The organism is Sphingomonas sp. SFZ2018-12 (assembly GCF_022496715.1).
GTDB lineage: Bacteria > Pseudomonadota > Alphaproteobacteria > Sphingomonadales > Sphingomonadaceae > Sphingomonas.
Genome location: NZ_WTFM01000002.1, coordinates 414,069 through 433,255, shown reverse-complemented (window position 1 = coordinate 433,255; position 19,187 = coordinate 414,069). Strand labels below are relative to the sequence as shown.

The following is a 19,187-nucleotide window of genomic DNA, read 5'->3' as shown; positions in this document are numbered from 1 at the left end:
CCACCTCACATTTTCGCCACGACGCGAAGGCCGTAGAAACGCGGCGGCGACGGGTAATTGGCGAAACTGGAGCCTTGTTCGGGAACCGGCAGCGCGGTGATGTTGAAATAGGTGTCGAACAGATTCTCGACATACCCCTCGACGGTGTATTTGCCGTCGTTGAAGCTGACCCCGGCGCGCAGATTGACGATCACGAAGTCGCCGTTGCGCGTGAAGGGCCGCGCGGCCAGATCGTTGAGCGGGAACGTCTCGCTTTGATAGCGCGCATCGATATGGGCGAGGCCGTCGATGCCGTCGGCGATCGGCGGCGTCCAGGTCACCGACCCTGTGATCGTATGTTCGGGGGTATTGGCCCCCTGCTGCCCGTCGTCGGGACCCGCCCGGGGATCGGTGACCTCGGAGTCGATATAGGTGTAGCCTGCCTCGATGTTCAGGTCCGGCGTCACCCGGACCGAGCTCTCAAGCTCGATGCCCTGCGAGATGAACTGCGCATAGTTCAGCACGACGAAGTTGCTGCCCAGAAAGCGGTTCGACTGATAACCGGCAAAATCCTGGTAGAACAATGTCGCGTTCAGCCGGACGCGCTGCCCGATCGTCGTCTTTACCCCGACTTCATAGGCGTTGACGGTTTCATTGCCGAACTCGAGATCCGTGGCCTGCGGTCCGTTCCCGCCCAGAAAGACCGAGTCGTAACTGCCGCGATCGAGATTATAGCCGCCGGATTTGTAGCCCCGGTCATAGCCGCCATAGAGCAGCACGTCGTCGGTCAGCTTGAACGACAGCTTCGCGGTTCCCGTGAACTCGTTTTCCGTCCGGCTGTCCGACCGCACGCCGTTGAACTCCGAGTTGATGACCGGATTGCACCCAAGCAGATAGGCGGGCGCAAACAGGCCGAGCGGATTGGTCGCCGACTGGGCGACCGAAATCAGCGCGGCACGGTATGCCGCCCCGCGCGGGTCGGTGCGCTGCAGGAAATCGCAGGTCGGCGTCACCGCGTTCTGGTTCGCGTTCAGCGTCTTGCGCTCGTAATTGTAGCGCAGGCCCAGGGTCAGCGACAGCCGGTCGGTCAACTCGATGATATTGTGGGTGAACACCGCAAAGGCATCGGTATTGACGCGATAGGCTTCGCTTTGGTGGCCCGAACCCGATGGATTTCCCGGCACCGGGCTGTTGAACAGGTTGAACAGCACCGGATCGGCCAATGCCTGCGCGCGCAGCGCGGGGTTGGACGCCAGCGCGACTTGCCCGAACAGCGGCACCGTCGGGCCCAATGTGCCGTGCAGCTGCAGGCCGTTGGGCAAGGTCGCGGGATTGCGGGTCAGGCCGTTGATGATCGTGTCGACATATTGGTTGGCCTGCGCGCCGAGCTGGATGCGGTCGTTCACGAACAGCCGCTCGTTCAGGTAAAACGCACCGACCAGCCAGTCGAGCTTGTCGTCGAACGCAGACCCGCGCAGGCGGACCTCCTGGGTGAAATCCGAAAGGCCCGTCTGGTAGCCGTCACGATAGGCGCGGTCGATGCCGCTGAAATCGATGTCCTGACCGCGCCGCGCTTCCCAGTCGCGATAAGCGGTGATCGAACTGATCGCGACGCCTCCAAGATCCCAGGTCAACTCACCCGACACGCCCCATTCATCGACCTGTTCCAACAGGCTGCGCCCGGGCGAGACCGCCATCAGCCGGCTGCCGCGCTCATAGGCCGGCAGACCGATGCGGCGCGGCACCCCGTTGAGCGCCGGCGTGCTGGCTATGGGGTTGAGCGATGACGTGGCGATACGCCCGATGATCGCATTTGTGTTGTCCAACGGCAGGCTCAGGCCGCTGAGCGTGTTGATCGCGCCACAGCATCGCTCGTCGGTGGCGGCATAGTCGGCGATCAGCCTGAAGGTGACGTCGCTGGTGTCATACAGGGCCTGCGCACGCAGGAAATAGCGGTCGATATTGTTGATGTCGTTGCCGCTGTTGACGTCGGTGATGAAGCCGTCGCGGCGGTGATAACCGCCGTCGAACCGCAACGCCACCTGCTGCGACACCGGGCCGGTGACCCCCGCCTTGATTTCCACCTCGTCAAAATTGCCGTAGCTGGCATCGACATAGCCGCCCAGATCGAAGGCCGGACCGGCCGTGACGATATTGAGTGCGCCGGCCGAGGTATTGCGCCCGAACAGGGTGCCCTGCGGCCCGCGCAGCACCTCGACACGATCGAGCGGCGGCAGTTCGGAAAGCGCCGACCCGGCGCGCGCGCGAAACACGCCGTCGACGAACACGCCGACCGCAGGCTCGAACCCCGGATTATCCCCGGCGGTGCCGATGCCGCGAATGGTCAGCACCACGCCGGTGGCCGAGGACTGGCCGGTGGTCGTCTTGAGCGACGGCGCGAGCTGCTGGATGCCGCGGATGTCGACGACGCCGGCATTGACGATCTGATCGCCGCTGACCACGTTCACCGCGACCGGAATTTCCTGCACCGCTTGCTGTCGGCCGGTGGCAGTGACGACGATCTCCTCAATGTCACCCTCGTCTTCGGCAGCAGGCGGCGTGTCCTGGGCGAGTGCGCCGGTCGACCACCCCAGTGCCGCCAGCCCGAGCGTCGAAAGCAACCAGGCGCGCGACCGACGGCGACGCGAGTCGCCCAAATGGAAATGACGGCGGCTTGCTGCGGTCATGATCGTGATCCCCTCTTGCATATCGTTTTCTGGTTGCTGCTGTTTTTGAGGAATGGCGGATCGGCACCTCCGGCGATTGCATGCGGATCGGCCCCTGCCGTCGTCGCGCTTTCCCTCCCTGGCGCGGCACATCTCGGTGCGTCCGCGCAGATAAAGCTTAACCCAGCTCTATTATTTAAGCTATCAATATTTTGTCGCGCGGATGCCCGTCAGTCGGCACGCGTGAACACACCACGCGCGTGGCGCGCCGCGCGCTTTATCCGGGTTGGAACGTGATTGGGCGGCAGCGGGGCCGGCGTCAGCCGGCCTGCGCGGTACCGAACAGGGCGGATGCCAGCCAGCGAAGCTGCTGGAACATCGTGGCCAGTGCGGCTTCCTTGTCGTGATGCGAGATGCCGATATAGGCGTAAAAGCCCGCTTTTCCGATGGCGTAGAACGCTCTGCCCAGCTCGTGCGGCGTCGCGGTCAGGGCGGGCCCGACGGCCACGATGTCACCGCGTTCCCGCGCGATCATCTCGCCGATCCGCACGGTCAGGTGATCCTCCACCACCAGCCACCGCTTCACGAACGTCTCAGGCGCCAGCAGCACTTCGGCAACGACATGCCGCCACAGCACGGGCTCGATATGGCTGATGGCTGAAAAGGCCTGTTCGAACGTGCCGACGATCTGATCCTCGAGCGTGCCGCGAAGCGGCATTTTCGTGACCGTGTCAGCCAGATCGCGGGCTTCGGCTTCAAACAGCGAAAAAAGCAGCTCGGACTTGGTTGGAAAATAATTGTAGACGGTGCCGACCGACACATCGGCGGCAAGCGCGATATCGTCGAACAGCACCGACGCATAGCCGTGGCGCACAAACAGGCTTTTCGCACATCGCATGATTTCCTGGCGGCGTTGCGCCTTCTTGCGCTCCCTCATCCCGCCGCTTTGCATACGCACGCTGGTTTTCCCCGTCCGACTACCCGGTGCTGCCGTTTCGCCGCGCCTGACCGCGCAGACTGCGCCATTTGCGCCGCCGCGTGCAACGCGTGCAACCCCTTTTCAATCCTCGGTCGACGCCCGGTCCGGCGGCGGTCGGTTCGATGGTGTCCAACCATCCTCTGGCCACCCAGGGCATTTTCGCGCGATGGACGCGGGACGTGAATGTCGTATCGGTTTGCGCCGGTGGCCTGCGGCCGACCTTCGCAGGACAAGGGAGCGTGATTGCGGGGCCATGATGAAACCGGGCTTCAACTGGCTATCCGAGCTTTCGCCGATGGCTGCAAGCGCGGTCACTGACGCGGCCCAGACCCGCACGCTTGCGCCTGCGACAATGCTGTATCAGCAGGGCGACCACACCCGCGAATTCTTCCAGATCGTCTCGGGCGAAGTCCGCCAGTTCCTGCTGAACGAGGATGGGCGCGAGGTGCTGCTCTACATCAACCGCGCCGGCGACGTCGTGGCGGACAGCTCGGCGCTCGACGGTGAGCCCTATCCCGTGTTCATCGAAACCCGCGGCGAAACCGTGTTGCGGGTCTGGTCGGTCGACACGCTCGCCCGGCTGCGTGCCGCATTTCCCGAAATCGACGCGGCGCTGGCACGACAAATGTCGAAACGGATGCGCGCCTTCCTGATGCTGATCGAGGAGCTTTGCACGTTGCCGATGCCGGCGCGGGTCGCCGGTCGCATCCTGGCGCTGGCTGAAGCAAGCGGGCAGACGCGGCTGCAGGTTTCCCAGGCCGACCTCGCAATGATGTCCGGCGTGACGCGGGCGAGCGTCAATGAAATCGTCGCCGCGCTTCGCGCACGCGGCCTGATTGCCACGCAATACGGCCGCGTCACCATTCTCGACCGGCCGGGGCTGGTCGCATTCCGAGCAAGTCATCGGCGCGCCAGGTCACGCTGACGTGCCGGGCTGCCCCGCGGGCTCCGGAAATTTTCCAACTTTGTCGTCTGGCCGACAGTCGTATCGCCGGAAAAAGGGTCTCATCCGTTCGGGCCGCGCCGTCAGAGCCAAAAAGCGGTCCGGAGACGGATCATGGCACAGGCAACGCTTGCCGGCTTGGGTCGCGCCGAGGCGCAGCAGGACCCTGCACGTAACGCACTGATCGACGCTGCCGGCGCCCTCAGCTACGCCGAGCTTGACCGGCGCGCCAACCAGGTCGCCGCCGCCCTCGTCGCTGCCGGAGTCCAGCGGGCCGATCGCATCGCCATCCTTGCCGACAGTTCGGCGCAATTCTACGAAATCTGTATCGGCGCGGCGCGGGCGGGGGTGGTGCCGGTGCCGATCAATGCCCGGCTGTCGCTGACGGAGGTGGCGGCGATCATCGCGGATTGCGACGCGCGCTGCCTGTTCTTCGATGCCCGCTTCGCGCCGATCGCGACGGCACTGCAGGCCGATCACGGCTTTGCATGCGTCATTGAAACCGGCGCGGCGCTGGCGGCGTGGCGTGCACCTCACGCGCCGGTTGACCCAGGCGGCGGCGGCGATGCCGACGCCGTCTGCGTTCAACTTTATACCAGCGGGACCAGCGGCGTCGCCAAGGGCGTACAGCTGACCAACCGCAACCTGTTTGCCTTCGGCGCTGCGGGCGACGCCGACGCCGACTCGCCATGGGACGCGGTCACCGGCGACACCGTGTCGCTCGTGACCTTGCCGCATGGCCATATCGCCGGGCTTGGCCTCGTCCTGCTCGGGCTGGCACGCGGGGCCTGCCACATCCTCCTGCGCGAATTCAGCCCCGCCGAGGTCGGTCGCGCGCTCGACGTGCATCGTCCCGACTTCATCCTGGTCGTGCCGGCCATGATTCCGCTGCTGCTGGCGCTTGAAGCGGAAACGCCCGGACGCACGGCGTGCCTGCGCGCGCTAACTTATGCCGGTGCGCCGATCCCCGCCGAACTGCTGGCCCGGACGATCGCCGAATTGCCCCATCTGCGACTGACCCAGCTCTATGGTCTCACGGAGACGAGCGGACCGATCACCTGGCTGCGGCCGGAGGATCATCGTGATCCGACATTGCTTGGCTCGTGCGGACGACCCGTGCCGGGCGCGGAACTGATCGTCGCAGACTCGCGCGGCGATCCGTGCGCCGACGGGGTGGTGGGCGAGTTCTGGTGCCGGTCGGCCCAGGTCATGCGCGGCTATTGGCGGCGCGACGACGAGAACGCCGCTGTCCTGACCAACGGGTGGTTCCGCACCGGCGATGTCGGATTGCGCGACGCACGCGGCTATTTCTTCATCGTCGACCGCAAACGCGACATGATCATCTCGGGCGGCGAGAACATCTTTCCTGGCGAAATCGAGCACGTGTTGCGCGACCATCCCGCGATCGCCGACGCGGCGGTGTTCGGCGTCCCCGACGCCCGTTGGGGCGAAGCGGTTCGCGCCGCGATCGTCACGCGGCCAGGCGCCAGCATCACGTTCGACGGCCTGATCGACTTTCTCCGCCCGCGCCTAGCCGGTTTCAAATTGCCCAAGGCGATCGACATCGTCGCCGACCTGCCACGCAATCCGACGGGCAAAATCCTCCGCCGCCAACTCCGCGAGCCGTTCTGGCGCGGGATGGAACGGCAGGTTTCATGACGTCGTCCCCTTCAACGCCAGGAGCAATCTGATGACCGTAAAGTTCGAAATGGACGGTGCGCTCGCCATCGCCACGTTCAGCGACCCGCCGATGAACCTGTTCGCACTCGAAGGGCTGGAGGGGTTTGAAGCCGCAATCAATTCGGCCCTGGATGCCAAGGCGCGCGCGTTCCTGACGCTGGCGGAAGGCGATCATTTCTGTGCCGGCGCCGACGTGGTGCGAAACTTCGTCGGCAGCAACGGCGCGCAGGGTCGCCGCGGGCTTTCGCGGGCGCTCGCGGTGCTGCAAAGGTTTGAGCAGCTCCCCATTCCGACGGTGGTCGCGGTGCGCGGATTCTGCTTCGGCGCGGGCTGCGAAATCCTTCAGGTCCATGACATCGCCTTTGCCGGCGAAGGCGCGGCGATCGGTCAGGTCGAGGCGCTGATCGGCACGACCACGCTGCTCGGCGGCGCGCAGCGGCTCGTTTCGCGCATTGGCGTCGCACGGGCCAAGGAATTCGTTTTCTCGGCTCAGCCGCTCGACGCAAAAACACTGCATCGTTGGGGACTGGTCAACCAGGTCGCGCCCGACGACGAGGTCGAAACCAAGGCCCGCGCCTATGCCCAGAAGCTTTCCGAAGGGCCGACCACCGCGCTGCGCTGGTCGAAGGCGCTGATCAACGCGGCGGTTTCGCACGGCGTGAGTGCGGCAGATTCGCTGGTGCTCGAAGGTGGCAGCGCGACCTTCGACAGCCGCGACATGCAGGAAGCGGTGACCCGCTTCGCGCGCGACGGTGCGCGCCGCTTCGCGGACGGCCTGGTCTTTACCGGCGAGTGAAGCGGGAGGAACGCCGACAATGCGTGACTATACCCCGCCCGTCGATGAGTACCGGTTTCTGTTCGGGCATGTCCTGGCGCCGGAGTTTCGCGGCCTGGCCGCCCATGAACGGGTCGATGACGCGACGCTTGCCGCGATCCTCGACGGCATCGGCACCTTTGCCCGAGATCACGTGCTTCCGCTCGCCGACCGGGCCGATGCGCAGGGTGCGCGGATCGAAAACGGCCTTGCGCGCGCGCCGGATGGGTATCGCGACGCCTATCAGGCGTATGTCCGCGATGGCTGGGCCACGCTGGGGGTCGCCGAACGTCATGGCGGACAGGGATTGCCATTGACCCTGTCGATGTGTGCCGACGAGTTTTTGAGCAGCGGATCGATCGCGTTTGCGCTGTACGCGTCGCTGCGCGTCGGGGTGTACGAAGTGCTGGCAGCCGAAGGCGACCCCAGCCCGGGTGCGGCGTTCCTCCATCATCTGGCGAGCGGCGAATGGACCGGCACGATGTGCCTGACCGAGCCGCAATGCGGCACCGACCTCGCGCTGATCCGCACCATCGCGCGTCCCGATCCGGCGGGCGACGGCACCTATCGGCTCGACGGCACCAAGATCTTCATCACCGGCGGCGACCACGACCTGACCGACAATATCGTCCATCTGGTTCTGGCGCGTGTGGCGGACGGGCCGCCCGGACTCGCCGGGCTCGGGTTGTTCGTGACCGCAAAATACCTGGCCGATGCCGATGGACAGTGGCGCACGCCCAACGGCGTCGAATGCGCGCGACTGGAGGCCAAGATGGGTATCCATGCCTCCGCAACCGCCGAACTGCGGTTCGAGAACAGCCGGGCGTGGATGATCGGCGAACCCGGCAAGGGGCTGGCCGGCATGTTCGCGATGATGAAGCTGGCGCGGATCGGCACGCCGTTTCAGGCGATCGGGGTCGCCGAACTCGCGACCCAGAACGCCCATGCCTATGCGATGGAGCGCATTCAGGGGCGCGACGCGGTCGACACGGCTGAGCGCGCTTCCATTCCGATATACCGGCATCCCAACGTCAAGCGCGAATTGGCGAGGATGCGGGTGTGGACAACCAGCGTGCGGATGCTCGCGACCTTTACCGCACTGATCAACGATCAGAGCGTTTCCGGCGCGCCCGAGGTGCGCGCGCGCGCGACCGCGCTGCTGCCGCTGCTGATGCCGGTATCCAAGGCCGCCGTGACCGAGACCGGCGTCGACGTCGTCACCGCGGCGATGCAGTCCTATGGCGGTCACGGCTACATCCGTGACAATGGCGTCGAACGCTTGCTGCGCGACGTGCAGATCCTGCCGATCTACGAGGGAACGAACGACATACAGGCGCTCGACCTCGTGCTGCGGCGGTTGCCGGCGGCGGGTGGGGCGGTGATGGCGGCGCTTCTCGACTGGCTCGATGCCGAGGCAACGGCACTTTCTGCGCAAGTGGGCAACCGGTCCGTGGGCGATCAGACGATCGCACTGCTGGCCACGCTGCGTGGCATCACCGCGGAGCTCGGCGACCTGCTGGTGCACGACCGCTTCGCGGCGCTTCAGTCGGCGCGCGACTATCTGTGGCTGGTCGCGCATGGCGTAATGTCGGTGCTGTGGCTGCGCGCGCTGGCGGCGCTCGAGAAACCGTTGGAAATCGCGGTGGATGCTGACGCCAAACGTGCCGAAGCGACATTCTATTTCAGCTATCTCGCCCCGGACGCACAGCTGCGCGCCGCACGGCTTCGCAACCACGCATCGCTCAAGGATGCGTTGAACGCCCTGATCCCAAACGGAAGGGAACCCGCCGAATGAATACAGAGTTGCTCTTTTCGGTGCGCGGCAAGGTGGCCTTGGTCACCGGCGGCACACGCGGCATCGGCTATATGATTGCCGATGGCCTGGTTCGCGCCGGTGCGCGCGTCTATATCTCGTCGCGCAAGGCGGAAGCTTGCGCACAGGCAGCGGCCGAGCTTTCAGCGCACGGCGAAGCGATCGCAATTCCCGCAGACCTGGGCGATCCCGCGGGCGTGGCGGCGGTGTCGACCGAACTGGCGGCGCGCGAGCCCAAGCTCGATATTCTGGTCAACAATGCCGGCGCCAATTGGGGGGCGCCGTTTGAAAGCTTTCCGCAATCGGGCTGGGACAAGGTCATGGACCTCAATGTCCGGTCGATCTTCTTTCTGACCCAGCAACTGGCGCCGCTGCTCAAGGCGGCGGCCACGCCCGAAGATCCGGCCCGGGTCATCAATATCGGATCGGTCGATGGCATGACCTGTCCCGATTATGGCAATTATTCCTATGCGGCGAGCAAGGCCGCGGTCCATCACCTCACCCGGCATCTCGCCAAGCATCTGGCCGCAGCCGACATCAATGTGAATGCGATCGCGCCCGGCCCGTTCCCGACCAAGATGACCGAAGTGATGTTGCGCGACGCCGGGGAACGCATCTTCTCCGTCATCCCGCGTCGGCGAACCGGATTGCCGTCGGATATCGCGGGGAGCGTCATTTTCCTGGCATCGGCGGCGTCCGCCTACATCACCGGTGCCGTCATTCCGGTGGACGGCGGCTTTTCGACGACCCGCTAGCCCGGCTTCACCATCCGTCCAGCGCCCAAAAAGGATTTGCCATGACCGATCTCGCCAACGCCCAGCCGTTCCACTCGCTCGCCACGCGCGAGATCCTGGGTCGGCGCATGGCTTACATCGATTACGGCGCCGGCCGACCGATCGTCTTTCAGCACGGCAATCCCACTTCGAGCTATTTGTGGCGCAACGTCATGCGCGGCTGCGATGGTCTGGGCCGGCTGATCGCGTGCGACCTGATCGGGATGGGCGGTTCCGACAAGATCGAGGGCGAAGGCGACGCGCGCTATGGCTGGGATGTCCATTATGCGCATCTCGATGCGCTGTGGCAGTCGCTCGACCTTGGCGACGGGATCGTGCTGGTGCTCCACGATTGGGGGTCGGCGCTGGGCTTTCAATGGGCGATGGACCATCCCGAGCGCGTCGCCGGCATCGTCTATATGGAGGCGATCGTCGGCCCGATGACGTGGTCGGAATGGCCGGAAGGCGGTCGGCGGATGTTCCAGGGCTTTCGCTCCGAAGCCGGCGAATCGCTCATCCTCGATCGCAATCTGTTCATCGACCGGGTGTTGCCCGGCTCCATCCTGCGCGCGCTCAGCGATGACGAGATGGCGCATTATCGCGCGCCCTATCCCGATCCCGGCGAAGCTCGGCGACCCATGCTCGCATGGCCCCGATTGCTGCCGGTCGATGGCGAACCGGCGGATTTCGTGGAACGTGCACGCAACTATGGTGAATTCCTTCGGACCAGTTCCATCCCGAAACTGTTCATCAATGCCGATCCGGGCTCGATACTGGTCGGTTCAGCCCGAGAATATTGCCGCAGCTGGGCCAATCAGCGCGAAATCACCGTGCCGGGATTGCATTTCATCCAGGAAGACAGCGCGGCGGAGATCGCGACCGGAATCCGCGCGTTGGTGCGGGAATTGAACGCGGAATAAGGACCGATCATCGACCATCGGAAAGCCGGCGCGGGGACTCAATCCATGATTTTCTGGTGGCCTGGGATGTTGAGCGGGCCGTCTCGGTCACGAGCCTTTTGCGACCGTCTGCAAGCCGCTCGGTCATTTTCGACCATCTTCCTGCTATTTTCCAATGGGTGCTGCCAGCACTGCCGAACGATGCTGTCATAGCGGCCTGTCTGGATCAGCGGCCGTTGGCAACGCGCCGGTCGATCGAAGAGACATGGCCGCCGATAGGTGAATCAGCCATCAAGTCGTTGATTGATGAGAGGCGAAGCAAAAAACCTCGTGCCCTCAAGCAGCGATCGAGTAATCACCGTGCGGAGATCATGAGATGATCAAGTAGATTGTGAGCGGGAAAGGAAACCTTCTGCCTATTTTGCATCGGCGCGCCGATATCTCATGTACCACACTTCATGCCCCTTGCGCCGCGCCTTGCGTTCGTAGCGTGTCTCGGGCCAGTCGGCGGGCCGCGTGAGAAAGTCCGCAGGGGTCTGTGCCATCCAGGTGAAATCGCGGCGCTGATCGAGGATCATCATCGCCCAGCGGCAATAGGTCGGGTCGTCGGTGCCGAGGCGGAACTCGCAGCCGGGTCGGAGCTTTGCGGCGATCAGGTCGAGCGGCCCGTGATTGATCATCCGCCGCTTGGCATGGCGCGCCTTGGGCCACGGATCGGGGTGCAGCAAATAGACGCGGCTCAGGCTCGCATCGGGCAGCCGGTCGAGAACTTCCAGCGCGTCGCCCATATGCAGCCGGACATTGGCGAGCGCGCCGTCGCGGATATGGCCCAGCGCGCCGACGACGCCGTTCAGGAACGGCTCGCAGCCGATGAAACCATGATCGGGCCGCATCGCCGCCTGACCGGCGAGATGCTCGCCCGCGCCGAAGCCGATTTCGAGCTCGAGCGGGCGCTCCGCCCCGAACAGTGCCGCGGCGTCGAGTGGACCGGCCTCGGGCACGCTGATCCGGGGCAACAGGTCCTCGAGCAGCGCCGATTGGCCACTGCGCAGCTTATGCCCCTGCCGGCGACCATAGAGACGGCGGATGGTGGTGGGATCGTTCATCGTCCGGTCGCTGTGAGGGCAAGCGCACGATCGGGCAAGAGGCCGCGCGGTGTCGCCGGCACGATCGAGCCCGGATCACGCCACCGGCATGATGCCGCCGGGCAGCCCGTCGGCACAGTCGTCGATCAGGTCGAACAGCGCGCCGAGCCTGTCGTCCGGCCCGGCATCCTTGCCCGGCCCGTCCAGCAGTTCCGCCATGAACGCAACCAGCCGGCCGCTGCGATCGACGAAGTTCACACCGCTCAGCGGAGCGTCTGCCGGCCCGATCAGAAAGTGCAGCAACTCGGGCGCAAGCCGGTCGGCGACGCCGGCCGTGCTCCCGTCGTCCAGATAAAAGCGGAGCATCGGGACAAAGCCCGCGCGCGTCCACGCGTCGACGCGCACGCAGCGTCGGTCGACGCCCGGATCACAATCATCGGTCATTTGCAAACCATCGCTTGCGTGCTCGTCGAACCTTCGACAAAGCCTTGTTTCGGATATTTGTACCGATACATATATAATTCGGCGCGGGCAATGTAGCGACTGCAACATCGCCGCAAGCTTCGGAAAAGGGGGATGGATGAAGCGCGGTCGACCACGGCAATATGACGCCACAGAGGTACTCAGGCGCGCCCGCGACTGTTTCTGGGCAAAGGGCTATTCCGGGACCACCGTCGATGCGCTGTGCGAAGCGACGAAACTGAGCAAGCCCAGCCTTTATGCGGGATTCGGCAGCAAGCTGAACCTGTATCTGATGGTGCTGCGCGACTACGAGATCGAGGGGCAGGCAGCGCTTGCCGAATCGCTCGCCAGCCGGCCCGACCTTCGCGGTGCGCTGCGCGTGGCGGCGGCAGGCGCGGTACGCAACTTTACCGGCGACGGCGAGGTTCAGCGCGGCTGCCTGCTGATCGGCACCGCCGCCGTCGAAGCCATGTCCGAAACCGCAGTCCGCGACTTTCTGCACGAATCGATGTCCGCGATGACGGAACTGTTCGCCGCACGGATCGCGCGCGCGGTGGAGGAGGAGGGACTGGTGCTCGGCGCCGGCCCGCTGCTGCTCGGCCGGGTGATGTGCGATGCGGTTTACGGGGCGGCGCTGCGCGCGCGCGCGGGTGAGCCCGCCGCGGCGCTGCTCGCTTCGCTGGAGCCGACGATCGATTTCGTCTGCGACAGCGCGACGTCGCGATAGCTGCCGCCGGATCGGCGCGAATGCCCTTTCGGGCGGGCCCTGCCTCCCGCGGTCACGGGGTGATGATGTCGATCGCGCGCTTCTTGCCAAAGGTCGTCGTGCTCACGATCGGCGCGCCGTTGATCGAGTCGATCGCCTGCGCCGTTGTCGGCATCGCCGAATATGGCGCGAAGCCCAGCGTCCGGTCGAGCAGCAACAGGTTGGCGCTCCACCAGCGTTGCGGCGGGGTCTTTATCTCGCCTGATAGATCGGGGCTTACGACGATGCCCCGACCGGCATCGGACAACGCGATCAGATAGCGTTCGGTCGACGCATCCGGACGGTACACTGCGCCCACCGGCGATTGGGCCGGGTCACGGCACCAGCGCGCGGGCTGTGCGGCCTCCTCCTTCGCCCCGTCCTTAGCCTTGTCCTTCGTGTCGTCAGCCTTGTCCTTCGTGTCGTCGCGAAGGCCCGCGGCCGCGCTGATCACACCCGACGCCAACGCCGACGCCATGCGGTCCTCCTCGCTCAGCACCACCCGCTCGGCCTTGTCGGCAAAGACGAGCGGTTCGGGACAGGCCGCAACCGGCTCGGCCGGCCGATCGGCGCGCGTCATCTTCGGCCATTTGATCGCCGCCAGCGCCGATTGCATCCGTTCGCCCATCGCTTCGGGCGCGATCGTGCGGGACGAGTAGCGCAGCTTGACCAGCCACTCGCCGACGGTGAACATCGCGAGGCCGGTACTCCGGTAGTTTTGCTCGGCGCGCCACGCCGCGATCAGTCCGCTTTGCCGCTCGCGCTCGGGCGGCGTGAAGGGCTGCGGGGCGACGACCGGCGTCACGGCACCGAACGAGGCCGACCGGCCTTCGACTGCCCCGATGGCACGGTCGAACCATACCGGCAGTGCGTCCAGCACGTCGCGATAGACGAAGACGGAGATCACCTCGTCGTGATCCGGCGTTTCGTAATTGGTGATCGTATCAAGCTCGCCGGTGCCGAGCTGCTCGACCCCGACGCGGGGCAGCCGATCGATCACGACCGGCAGCTCGATCTTCGAATGCGGATGACGATAGGGCGCGCTGCGCGATACCTTGACGACGCTTTTCTGCTGCGCCTGCGCGGGCATGACGACCGCAGCTGCCGTCAGGAACACCGCAACCGCGCGACTCAGGAATCCGCTCCGCACCCCTCGCCTCCTCGCCTTTCGCTTTGATTCGTCGACCTTTTCACGTCGGCGTCAAAAGCGCAATGCGCCGGTTAAGCGGATCGGCGCGGGCGGGAGCCAGGCGCTCAGCCCAGCTCGGCCTTCAGCGCGTCGACCAGGTCGGTCCGTTCCCAGGTGAACAGGTCGCCTTCCGCCTTGCGGCCGAAATGGCCATAGGCGGCGGTCGGCTGATAGATCGGCTTGTTCATGCCGAGATGCGTGCGGATGCCCTTGGGGGTCAGGCGCACCAGCTTGGGCAGCACCGCTTCGATCTTCGCTTCGTCAACGCTGCCGGTGCCGTGCGTGTCGACATAGAGCGACAGCGGCTCGGCGATGCCGATCGCGTAGGAAAGCTGGATGGTGCACCGCTTGGCCAATCCGGCGGCAACGACATTCTTGGCGAGATAGCGGCTGATATAGGCGGCCGAGCGGTCGACCTTGGTCGGATCCTTGCCGCTGAACGCGCCGCCGCCATGCGGGGCAGCGCCGCCATAGGTGTCGACGATGATCTTGCGCCCGGTCAGCCCGGCGTCGCCGTCGGGTCCGCCGATTTCGAACATGCCGGTCGGATTCACATAGATCTGGCTCTGGTCGGCGGGCATCCAGCCCTGGGGCAGGATTTCCTCGAACACCGTCATCACATAGTCGCGCAGCCGCTGTTGCCCGGCGTCGTTCGACAGCGCCTTGGTATGCTGGGTCGACACGACCAGTGCAGTCGCACCGGTCGGCACGCCGTTTTCATACTTCAGCGTCACCTGGCTCTTGGCGTCGGGCTCCAGGAAGTCGACGATACGGGCGTGGCGGTCCTGCGCCAGCTTTTCGAGGATGCGGTGCGAATAATAAAGCGTCGCGGGCATCAGGTCGGGCGTCTCGTCACAGGCGAAACCGAACATGATGCCCTGGTCGCCGGCGCCCTCGTCCTTGTTGCCGCTTTCGTCGACGCCTTGGGCGATGTGCGCGGACTGGCCGTGCAGGTGGCAGGCGAAATCGGCGGTCTGCCAGTGAAAGCCGTGCTGCTCGTAGCCGATGCGGCGCACGGTGTCGCGCGCCGCCTTCTCGATCTCGGCCAGCGTCGGAAAGCTGTCCTCGGCGCAGCGCACTTCGCCGGCCAGCACGATGCGCTGGGTCGTCACCATCGTCTCGCACGCCACGCGCGCGACCGGATCGCGCGACAGGAACAGATCGACGACCGCGTCGGAAATCTGGTCGGCGACCTTGTCGGGATGGCCTTCGGACACCGATTCGGACGTGAAGAGATAGTTGGCGCGCATGGAGAACCCTTGGGCTGGCGTGGCGGGGCGGTCGGCCGGATCCGGACTTGCGACCGGATATAAAGCTTTCCTTATATCGCGCCCCTAGCGGCTGTGCGGGCGAATGGCAATCGCGAGCGCCACCAGCAACAGCACGATCAGCGCCGCCATGAGATTGCCGAAGCGCGCAAACGGCGTCGGCGGATGCGGCAGCGGCAGCGGCAGCTCGACCGCACCGGCGGTCAGGCGCGGCACGGTGCCGAGCAGGCGGCCGTCCGCGTCGATCACCGCCGAAATGCCGGTTGGGGTCGATCGCAGCACCGGCACCCCTTCCTCGATCGCGCGCAGCCGCGCCTGCGCCAGATGTTGCGGCGGCCCCCACGCGCCGAACCACGCGTCATTGGACGGATTGAAGATCATGTCGGGGCGCTCGGCGCGATCGACGACCTCGCCCGAAAAGATGATCTCGTAGCAGATCTGCATCCCCACGCGGCCAAAGCCCGGCACCGCGATCGTCCGCGGGCCGGGGCCGGGAATGGTATCGATCTCGCTGTTGACCAGACGGGACAGGCCGATGGCCGACAGGATCGGCCGCATCGGCAGATATTCGCCATAGGGCACCAGATGCGCCTTGTCGTACCGGCGCGGGCCGAGCGTCGCATCGGGGTGCACGACGAACACCGAATTGCTCGCGCCGTCGATGATCGGGTCGCCCCCGAAGAGCAACGCGTTTCCGCCGACCAGCGCCACGTCGTCGGGACCGAGCAACCCGGCGATCCGGCGGCGCGTATCGGCGGGCCACGCCTCGAAATACCAGCCGCCGGGATAACCGCTTTCCAGATAATAGTTGACGGCACCTTCCGGCCAGACGAGCAGCCGCGGGCGATATCCCGGCGTGCCGCTCTGCGCGACCAGTGCCTGGAACACGCGCTCCGAATAGCCGGGTTCGCGCACGCCCTCCTGCCCGACATTGGGCTGGACGACGCGGACGAGGGGCTGGTTGGGGCGGAGGTCCGCCGGCGGTTCGCCCGCATTCAGCACGATCGCGCCGCCGATGATCGCCGCGAGCAGCATGGCGAAGCGCCAGCCGCCCCGCGCAATCAGCAACAGCGCACCCGCAGCCAGCACCATCAGCCCCGACATCGCATAGGTACCGATCATGGCGGCGATCCGGGCCACGTCACCCGCCGGCAGCCACGCGACGCCCAGCGGGTTCCACGCATAGCCGGTGAACATCCGCGCGCGCAGCCATTCGGTGACGATCCAGGCGGCGGCGGCAATCAGCACGAACGGCGCGTCGGGCCGGGTGCCGGCGATGCGCCCGAACTTCCACGCCAGCCCGCCCGCGAGCATCGGATAGACCGCGAGATAGAGCGCCAGCAGGACAACCGCGACGTAGCCGAGCTCGGGCGGCATCTTGTCCTGATAGTCGAAGGCGTGCTGGATCCAGTTGTTGCCGACGGTGAAATGCCCCACCCCGAACAGCCATGACCGCAGCAACGCGGTGCGCAGCGACGGTGCCGAATGCACCAGCGCCAGCCAGACCGCGAGCGCGGCGAGCAGGACCGGCCACAGATCGAGCGGGGCGAATCCGGTCGCGGAAAGCGATCCGGCGACCAGAGCGACGATCAGGGGAGCGGGGCGCATGCACGCACGCTATCGGGTGGATCGATGCCGAAAACAAGCTATTAGCCGGTGATGCTGCGCCCCTTTCACCTCGCCTTTCCGGTCCATGACCTTGCCGCCGCGCGTGCCTTTTACGGCGGCGTGCTGGGCTGTGCGGAAGGACGATCGGCGGCGCACTGGGTCGATTTCGACCTGTTCGGGCATCAGATCGTCGCGCATCTGGATCCGGCGGCCAGGCCGGTTGCGGTCGCGAATGCGGTCGACGGCCACGACGTGCCGGTGCCGCATTTCGGCGTCGTCCTGACGATGGCGGCATGGGAGGCGCTGGCCGAGCGGGTCCGCGCGGCGGGGATTGCGTTCGGCATCGCGCCGCATGTCCGTTTCAAGGGCGAGGTCGGCGAGCAGGCGACGATGTTCTTTCGCGATCCCAGCGGCAACGCGCTCGAGTTCAAGGCGTTCGCCGACGACGCCATGCTGTTCGCGCGCTAGCGCCGGGGAAACGCGATCATGACCGAACCGATCCGCATCGACCTGCCCCACCAGCTCGGCACCGCGGGTGCCCGCGCGCGCATCGACGGCGCGATGGCGGACATCGAACGCCGCCTGCCCGCCGCAAAACTCGCCGATCGCCGCTGGGCGGGCGACACGCTGTTCGTGACGGTCGAGATGATGGGCCAGAAGCTGGCGACGCGCGCCGACATTCACGACAGCCGGGTGCACCTGGAGATCGAGCTCCCCGCGATCCTTGCGCTGTTCGCGTCACGCATCCGCGAGAAGATCGCGAAGGAAGGCCCGAAGCTGCTGGCGTGACCGGCCAATTTGACACGGCCACATCGGTGCGGACGTTGCTGAATTCCCTTCGTCACCCCGGCCTTGTGCCGGGTGACGGGCAAAGAGCCGACCGTGTTACGTGCACAAGGGCTTTGGGTGTCGGTGCCTGAGCCTCAGCGCGCGGCGCTGACCCGCCAGATGACGTTGCCGACATCGTCGGCGACCAGCAGGCCGCCCGCCCGGTCGATCGTCACGCCGACCGGTCGCCCGCGCGCCTTGTCGCCGTCCAGAAAGCCGGTCAGCACGTCGATCGGCGCCGCGCCCTTCAGCGGGAAGCCATTGTCGCCGAACGGCACATACAGCACCTTGTAGCCGGAAAAAGGCTTGCGGTTCCACGATCCGTGCTGGCCGATGAACGCGCCATTGGCAAAGCGTTCGCCCAGCCGCGCGCCATTGGCGAAGCTCAGCCCCAGCGATGCGGTATGCGCGCCCAGCGCATAATCGGGCCGCGCGGTATATTCGAGCAGGTCGGGGCGCGCGGGTTCGACCCGGCGGTCAACATAGCCGCCCCAATAGCTGTACGGCCAGCCGAAGAAGCTGCCCAGCTGCACCTTGGTCAGATAATCGGGCGGCACGTCGGAGCCCAGCATGTCGCGTTCGTTGACGACGGTCCACAGGCCCTGCGTCACCGGCTCGATCGCCATGCCGACCGGGTTGCGCAGACCGGTGCCGAACGGCCGGAACGACTTGGTCGCCGGGTCGACCTCCAGGATCGCGGCGCGGTTGCGTTCCAGCTCGAGCCCGCGTTCGGCGATGTTGGTGGCCGAACCGACGCTGACGAACAGCGTGTCGCCCTCCGGATTGGCGACGACGTTGCGGGTCCAGTGATTCTCGCCGGCGGGCAGGTCGATGATCTTTTCGGGCCTGGCGTCGATCCGGGTCTGGCCGACCTGGAAGGGGAAACGAACCAGCGCATCGGTGTTGGCAACGTAGAGCCAGCCGCCGACGACCGCCATGCCCAGGGGCGAATTGAGCCCGTCGACCAGCACGTTGCGCTGATCCGCCGCGCCGTCGCCGTCGGTGTCGCGCAACAGCGTGATGCGGTTCGCCGACGGCACCGCCGCCCCCGCCTTGCCGAGCAGATAGCGCATCACCATCCCCTCGATCCCGCCGCCCTTTCGCGGGGGCGAGTTGGTCTCGGCGACCAGGACGTCGCCATTGGCCAGCACGTAAAGCCAGCGCGGATGGTCGAGCCCCTCGGCAAACCGCGCGACCTTCAGCCCTGCCGCGGGGGTCGGCGCGGTCCCGGCGGGCCAGCCCACGGGTTCGGCGATGGCGATGGTCGGAAGGGTCTGGACGCGCGCGGGCACGATTTCCGGGCGGGGGCCCATCACCCGGTCGATCGCGATTTGAGCCACGTCGGGCCGTGTCGCCCAGATGCCGCCGCCGACCAGCGCGATAGCGCCGATCACCAGGAAGTTGCGCAGATGCTTGTTCATGCGCGCAGACATAGGCGGTGCCACCGGCCGAGCGC

General features: G+C 66.0%; 18 protein-coding genes. 10 read left to right on the top strand and 8 right to left on the bottom strand.

Features of this window, described 5'->3' with window-relative positions; genetic code table 11:
- Nucleotides 1-5: 5 nt before the first annotated feature.
- Both GO308_RS11125 and GO308_RS11120 read right to left on the bottom strand, forming a co-directional pair.
- Entirely contained in the window at nt 6-2,666 is a 2,661-nt protein-coding gene (locus GO308_RS11125; protein WP_240885465.1) for a TonB-dependent receptor, read from the bottom strand.
- A 298-nt stretch (nt 2,667-2,964) separates the two neighbouring features.
- Nucleotides 2,965-3,582, bottom strand: a complete 618-nt coding sequence (locus tag GO308_RS11120) for a TetR/AcrR family transcriptional regulator (protein WP_066547752.1) — start codon at nt 3,580-3,582, stop codon at nt 2,965-2,967.
- A gap of 295 nt (nt 3,583-3,877) precedes the next feature.
- On the opposite strand from GO308_RS11120, the gene GO308_RS11115 reads away from it, so the two are divergent.
- From GO308_RS11115 to GO308_RS11085, 7 genes are all read left to right on the top strand, one after another.
- Complete coding sequence (locus GO308_RS11115; protein ID WP_240885464.1) at nt 3,878-4,549, top strand: Crp/Fnr family transcriptional regulator; 672 nt, start codon at nt 3,878-3,880, stop codon at nt 4,547-4,549.
- Nucleotides 4,550-4,681: 132 nt separating this feature from the next.
- Nucleotides 4,682-6,226 (top strand): AMP-binding protein, encoded by a 1,545-nt coding sequence (locus tag GO308_RS11110; RefSeq protein ID WP_240885463.1) that lies wholly within the window; start codon nt 4,682-4,684, stop codon nt 6,224-6,226.
- 31 nt (nt 6,227-6,257) lie between these two features.
- Nucleotides 6,258-7,043: an enoyl-CoA hydratase/isomerase family protein gene (locus GO308_RS11105; protein WP_240885462.1), complete on the top strand. Its 786-nt coding sequence runs from the start codon at nt 6,258-6,260 to the stop codon at nt 7,041-7,043.
- Nucleotides 7,044-7,062: 19 nt separating this feature from the next.
- Entirely contained in the window at nt 7,063-8,856 is a 1,794-nt protein-coding gene (locus tag GO308_RS11100) for an acyl-CoA dehydrogenase family protein (protein ID WP_240885461.1), read from the top strand.
- Entirely contained in the window at nt 8,853-9,629 is a 777-nt protein-coding gene (locus GO308_RS11095; protein WP_066671593.1) for an SDR family oxidoreductase, read from the top strand. The genes GO308_RS11100 and GO308_RS11095 overlap by 4 nt, the downstream gene beginning before the upstream one ends.
- A gap of 41 nt (nt 9,630-9,670) precedes the next feature.
- Nucleotides 9,671-10,567: a haloalkane dehalogenase gene (locus tag GO308_RS11090; protein WP_240885460.1), complete on the top strand. Its 897-nt coding sequence runs from the start codon at nt 9,671-9,673 to the stop codon at nt 10,565-10,567.
- Between the two features lie 56 nt (nt 10,568-10,623).
- Nucleotides 10,624-10,926, top strand: a complete 303-nt coding sequence (locus GO308_RS11085) for a hypothetical protein (protein ID WP_156437854.1) — start codon at nt 10,624-10,626, stop codon at nt 10,924-10,926.
- 36 nt (nt 10,927-10,962) lie between these two features.
- On the opposite strand, the gene GO308_RS11080 is transcribed toward GO308_RS11085, so the two are convergent.
- Both GO308_RS11080 and GO308_RS11075 read right to left on the bottom strand, forming a co-directional pair.
- Nucleotides 10,963-11,652, bottom strand: coding sequence for a tRNA (guanine(46)-N(7))-methyltransferase TrmB (locus GO308_RS11080; RefSeq protein ID WP_066483172.1), 690 nt, complete (start codon nt 11,650-11,652; stop codon nt 10,963-10,965).
- A 75-nt stretch (nt 11,653-11,727) separates the two neighbouring features.
- On the bottom strand, nt 11,728-12,075 hold the full coding sequence (locus GO308_RS11075; protein WP_240885459.1) for a hypothetical protein: 348 nt from the start codon (nt 12,073-12,075) through the stop codon (nt 11,728-11,730).
- Between the two features lie 136 nt (nt 12,076-12,211).
- Here GO308_RS11075 and GO308_RS11070 point away from each other — a divergent pair, with 136 nt between their 5' ends.
- On the top strand, nt 12,212-12,820 hold the full coding sequence (locus GO308_RS11070; RefSeq protein ID WP_066547692.1) for a TetR/AcrR family transcriptional regulator: 609 nt from the start codon (nt 12,212-12,214) through the stop codon (nt 12,818-12,820).
- Between the two features lie 52 nt (nt 12,821-12,872).
- Here the strand turns inward: GO308_RS11070 and GO308_RS11065 are convergent, their stop codons facing one another.
- The 3 genes from GO308_RS11065 to lnt all read right to left on the bottom strand — a co-directional run bounded on the left by GO308_RS11065 (nt 12,873) and on the right by lnt (nt 16,903).
- Nucleotides 12,873-13,988, bottom strand: a complete 1,116-nt coding sequence (locus GO308_RS11065) for a hypothetical protein (RefSeq protein WP_240885458.1) — start codon at nt 13,986-13,988, stop codon at nt 12,873-12,875.
- A 104-nt stretch (nt 13,989-14,092) separates the two neighbouring features.
- Nucleotides 14,093-15,277, bottom strand: a complete 1,185-nt coding sequence (gene metK, locus GO308_RS11060) for a methionine adenosyltransferase (protein WP_066547696.1) — start codon at nt 15,275-15,277, stop codon at nt 14,093-14,095.
- An 84-nt stretch (nt 15,278-15,361) separates the two neighbouring features.
- On the bottom strand, nt 15,362-16,903 hold the full coding sequence (lnt, locus tag GO308_RS11055; RefSeq protein ID WP_240885457.1) for an apolipoprotein N-acyltransferase: 1,542 nt from the start codon (nt 16,901-16,903) through the stop codon (nt 15,362-15,364).
- 51 nt (nt 16,904-16,954) lie between these two features.
- Between lnt and GO308_RS11050 the strand changes: the two genes are divergently transcribed.
- Entirely contained in the window at nt 16,955-17,371 is a 417-nt protein-coding gene (locus GO308_RS11050) for a VOC family protein (protein WP_066547700.1), read from the top strand.
- 18 nt (nt 17,372-17,389) lie between these two features.
- Entirely contained in the window at nt 17,390-17,692 is a 303-nt protein-coding gene (locus tag GO308_RS11045; protein ID WP_066483184.1) for a polyhydroxyalkanoic acid system family protein, read from the top strand.
- 134 nt (nt 17,693-17,826) lie between these two features.
- Here the strand turns inward: GO308_RS11045 and GO308_RS11040 are convergent, their stop codons facing one another.
- The gene (locus tag GO308_RS11040) at nt 17,827-19,152 is read right to left on the bottom strand and encodes a sorbosone dehydrogenase family protein (protein WP_066483675.1); all 1,326 of its coding nucleotides are present in this window, start codon (nt 19,150-19,152) and stop codon (nt 17,827-17,829) included.
- Nucleotides 19,153-19,187 lie beyond the last annotated feature (35 nt).

What these genes read in the sequence shown, in the direction of transcription:
- GO308_RS11125 (WP_240885465.1), bottom strand. Translation starts at nt 2,666, where the DNA reads ATGACCGCAGCAAGCCGCCGTCATTTCCATTTGGGCGACTCGCGTCGC.
- GO308_RS11120 (WP_066547752.1), bottom strand. Translation starts at nt 3,582, where the DNA reads ATGAGGGAGCGCAAGAAGGCGCAACGCCGCCAGGAAATCATGCGATGT.
- GO308_RS11115 (WP_240885464.1), top strand. Translation starts at nt 3,878, where the DNA reads ATGATGAAACCGGGCTTCAACTGGCTATCCGAGCTTTCGCCGATGGCT.
- GO308_RS11110 (WP_240885463.1), top strand. Translation starts at nt 4,682, where the DNA reads ATGGCACAGGCAACGCTTGCCGGCTTGGGTCGCGCCGAGGCGCAGCAG.
- GO308_RS11105 (WP_240885462.1), top strand. Translation starts at nt 6,258, where the DNA reads ATGACCGTAAAGTTCGAAATGGACGGTGCGCTCGCCATCGCCACGTTC.
- GO308_RS11100 (WP_240885461.1), top strand. Translation starts at nt 7,063, where the DNA reads ATGCGTGACTATACCCCGCCCGTCGATGAGTACCGGTTTCTGTTCGGG.
- GO308_RS11095 (WP_066671593.1), top strand. Translation starts at nt 8,853, where the DNA reads ATGAATACAGAGTTGCTCTTTTCGGTGCGCGGCAAGGTGGCCTTGGTC.
- GO308_RS11090 (WP_240885460.1), top strand. Translation starts at nt 9,671, where the DNA reads ATGACCGATCTCGCCAACGCCCAGCCGTTCCACTCGCTCGCCACGCGC.
- GO308_RS11080 (WP_066483172.1), bottom strand. Translation starts at nt 11,652, where the DNA reads ATGAACGATCCCACCACCATCCGCCGTCTCTATGGTCGCCGGCAGGGG.
- GO308_RS11075 (WP_240885459.1), bottom strand. Translation starts at nt 12,075, where the DNA reads ATGACCGATGATTGTGATCCGGGCGTCGACCGACGCTGCGTGCGCGTC.
- GO308_RS11070 (WP_066547692.1), top strand. Translation starts at nt 12,212, where the DNA reads ATGAAGCGCGGTCGACCACGGCAATATGACGCCACAGAGGTACTCAGG.
- metK (WP_066547696.1), bottom strand. Translation starts at nt 15,277, where the DNA reads ATGCGCGCCAACTATCTCTTCACGTCCGAATCGGTGTCCGAAGGCCAT.
- lnt (WP_240885457.1), bottom strand. Translation starts at nt 16,903, where the DNA reads ATGCGCCCCGCTCCCCTGATCGTCGCTCTGGTCGCCGGATCGCTTTCC.
- GO308_RS11050 (WP_066547700.1), top strand. Translation starts at nt 16,955, where the DNA reads ATGCTGCGCCCCTTTCACCTCGCCTTTCCGGTCCATGACCTTGCCGCC.
- GO308_RS11045 (WP_066483184.1), top strand. Translation starts at nt 17,390, where the DNA reads ATGACCGAACCGATCCGCATCGACCTGCCCCACCAGCTCGGCACCGCG.
- GO308_RS11040 (WP_066483675.1), bottom strand. Translation starts at nt 19,152, where the DNA reads ATGAACAAGCATCTGCGCAACTTCCTGGTGATCGGCGCTATCGCGCTG.